At 40.6% G+C, this 3,220-nt stretch carries 2 protein-coding genes and 1 pseudogene; 1 reads left to right on the top strand and 2 read right to left on the bottom strand.

Translation table 11 applies throughout. From position 1 onward, the window contains the following. The first annotated feature begins 164 nt into the window (after positions 1-164). Positions 165-905 (top strand): SDR family oxidoreductase, encoded by a 741-nt coding sequence (locus ABF638_RS37315; protein ID WP_435027773.1) that lies wholly within the window; start codon positions 165-167, stop codon positions 903-905. A gap of 131 nt (positions 906-1,036) precedes the next feature. On the opposite strand, the gene ABF638_RS37310 is transcribed toward ABF638_RS37315, so the two are convergent. Both ABF638_RS37310 and ABF638_RS37305 read right to left on the bottom strand, forming a co-directional pair. Further along, positions 1,037-2,092: a cyanophycinase gene (locus ABF638_RS37310; RefSeq protein WP_435027772.1), complete on the bottom strand. Its 1,056-nt coding sequence runs from the start codon at positions 2,090-2,092 to the stop codon at positions 1,037-1,039. A 402-nt stretch (positions 2,093-2,494) separates the two neighbouring features. Next, positions 2,495-2,770 (bottom strand): annotated as a pseudogene (locus tag ABF638_RS37305) (transcriptional repressor). Between the last annotated feature and the right edge of the window lie 450 nt (positions 2,771-3,220).

The raw sequence follows: 3,220 nt of genomic DNA, 5'->3' as shown, positions 1-3,220 counted from the left end.
AAAAAGCTCTTTGATGTTCTTTTACCACAGAATGTTACTATTTTGGAGATGTCTATTATATGACTCCTGACTCCTTCTCATTAAATCCTGAATCTTGTGTTTATCACTAGATTTACTCGAGGATAGTAACAGTTGTCAGTGTTCATTAAAATATAGAAACAAGTATGTCAGAAGATTTAAAAGGCAAAGTTGCTCTGATTACAGGTGCAAACAAAGGTATTGGGTATGAGATTACACGCCAATTAGGTTCTAGAGGTGCCACTGTTCTTGTTGGTTCAAGAGATATCGGACGTGGTGAAGAAGCGGCGAATAAACTTCGTTTAAATCAGATCGATGCTCGATCAGTTCAACTTGATGTCATCGACCAAAAAACAATTGATTCCGTGAGTAAACAAATCGAGAGCGAATTCGGAAAACTTGACATCCTTGTAAACAATGCTGGGATATTGCTTGATAGCGATCGCCTTCCACCTAGTCAAGTTGATATTGAAACACTGCGACAAACTTATGAAACCAATGTATTTGGAGTGTTTGCAGTTACAAAAGCCCTGCTGCCACTTTTAAAAAAGTCAACAGCAGGGCGAATAGTGAATTTATCAAGTGGTTTAGGTTCTCTGACTCAAAACTCTGATCCTAATTATGAGTTCGTTGATTTTAAGCTTCTTGCTTATAACTCATCAAAGATAGCAGTGAATGCGATCACAGTTTTATTGGCTGCTGAACTAAAAGATACCCCGATTAAAGTCAATGCTGCTGACCCTGGTTTCACAGCAACAGACATTAATCAATACCAAGGGTATCGCACTGTTGAGCAAGGAGCGATCGCAGCAGTGAGACTTGCTACTTTACCTGATGATGGTTCTAGCGGAGGGTTTTTTGATGAAAATGGTGTGGTTCCCTGGTAAAAAGTAGAGAGGAATTGGGCATTGGGTAGGAAAAGGGAGAGTTAAAACTTAAACGTTGAGCCTCTGAAGATAAAAGTTCATATCTTACTCTTTATGCCCTATGCCCCATGCCTCATACCCAATTCCCAACTTCAATAAGGATTTGAATCAATCCGTCCCCTTTTGACACTCCTGAGATAATACCCAGAGGTTGGTCTGTTTCTCAAGTTAAAGGTGTCGCCACTGCGAACTTTCCAAATTTTGTAATTGGAAAAGGTTAAAGGCGTTCGGGGTTCACAGACTTCCGGTTGATGATTGCCAAGTACAAAATACGCTGCACCCCTACCCATAACTTTCACCAAACCGTTTTTATCTACAAGAACCGATGTACTTTCACTAACTGCTATGCCTAAAACACTGCTAGATACACCATCCTTAATTTGACGGGCAATGAAAGCCATAATTCGACCCATTCTTTCTCGCCTGTCGAAGTGCGTATCTACGATAGTTCCCTTTAAATTACTCCAATTGAAAAAATTGTAAGTAAAGGTGATATCTCGGTAAGGATCTTCGAGTGCGTCTCTAGTTTCAATGCCTTTTTCAGAAGAAGCGCAAGCATCATAGACACAATCACTTTGGATCATCGCACCCGCACTGGTGCCACCAACACCACCTCCCTTCAGGTAAACTGACTTAACAGCAGCCTCAAGCTTAGTATCCTTCCAGTTGCGGATGTATTGACATTGGTCGCCGCCAGCAAAGAAAACCACATCAGCGTTTCTGACTTTTTCATAAATCTCGGCTTTGTTTGCCTCTTGTCTGTTGCGAATCAGAAGAGTTTCCACAGAATTTACACCCTTCATAGCAGAAATTAGCCGATTGTAATCGTGATTACCATTAGTGCGGAGAACTACAACATTAACTTTAGTACTGGAGTTGCTACTTCCCCGAACTTGGTTAATTATCCACTGGATAGCATCATCGACATCAGGGCCTCCTCCACCTAAGCTTAGGACTGGCCCCCCTAAGGAGGGACGGACATCAGATGAAGGAGAGGGAGAGGGGGAGGGGCGGACATCAACAGTGTCACCTAGGAAGTAGCGTTTCCAGCTTGCAATAAAACGGGTTATTAGGAAGGTTCCCATCTTCAACAACTTGATTCCTGTACTTTTCAAGCGCCTTGCTATGCTTGGGAATGCCTTTGTCATACTAAACTTCTGGAGCAAACTGCAATTATTGCTAGGCTGTTACGCACTTTAATTGCTTATTTATCCGTGAAATTCGTCTTTTGTCATTAGTCATTTATCAGTTGTCCTTTGTAAATAATCAATGACAAATGACAGTTTTAACGAAAAAATGTACAACTTAGACGCGTACTAGCTTAACTCTGGCACTAGATAGGGTAGAATTTCCAGCGTACAGGGCTTGTACTGTTTGTTAACGCCATAACCCAGAGTAATCATTAATTCTCTGCTTTACTCTGCGAAAATCTCCATATTGCTTGTGTCCTTTATAGCCCATGACGCTTGGGTTAAGGGCTAATTGTACAAAATTGTGTGTTTTCAAGACGCGATGAATCGAGGACATACCCAATTACTAGATATTGTCGGTCATCCCATGTGTAGAGCTTCTGGACAAATAGTTTGCAGTGTGAATTTACAATCAATCAGTTGCAATTCCATTGTTTCTACTTGTTTTAAGCCTTCTTGAAGAATAGAGTTATTCTCAAACTCAATAATCTGATGACATTGAACGCACACAACATGGTGATGGGTAGAGATGGTGTTGAGTTCGTAATGTTTTTGTGCTTATGCCAATTCTACTTCTCGGAGAATCCCCATCTTATTCATGATTTTCAGGATACGATAAACCGTAGACAAACTCATTGCTTACCTACGTTCTAACATCAATAAGTGTAGTGACTCGGCACTCAAATGTTTACCTGTTGGGAGAGTTTTAAAAATTTCAAAAATCATTCGACGTTGAGAAGTGAGTCGATAGCCTTGAGCATTTAATTTGGCTTTTAAGGCTTTAAAATTATTTATAAGCACAAGTAATAAGACAATCTTTCAGTGCTGGTAAAACTTGTTTTCAAGGATGTAGCACGGCTCAATTAAGGTAGTTGATATAAAAGCGATCGCAGTCGAGATTTGCTCCCAGGATGACTGTGTACTGTTTGAAGTAAGAATAGACATAGGGGCGGGTGATCGGGTGTTAGGAAATAAGTTTAAGGTGTGTTGACAAGATATTTGTAGAGGTCATCAATCACGGCATTAGCAGCACAGGGTAAGAGCATCTCAATTAGGCTTGACATAAGGGCTGAGAGGAATCTAATG

Origin of the sequence: Nostoc sp. CALU 1950 (assembly GCF_051172895.1) — a bacterium.
Lineage (GTDB): Bacteria > Cyanobacteriota > Cyanobacteriia > Cyanobacteriales > Nostocaceae > Nostoc > Nostoc edaphicum_A.
The sequence above is the reverse complement of the archived record's forward strand: the minus strand, read 5'-3'. Positions and strand labels throughout refer to the sequence as shown.

Coding starts and splice junctions, on each gene's coding strand:
- ABF638_RS37315 (WP_435027773.1), top strand. CDS start 165: ATGTCAGAAGATTTAAAAGGCAAAGTTGCTCTGATTACAGGTGCAAAC.
- ABF638_RS37310 (WP_435027772.1), bottom strand. CDS start 2,092: ATGACAAAGGCATTCCCAAGCATAGCAAGGCGCTTGAAAAGTACAGGA.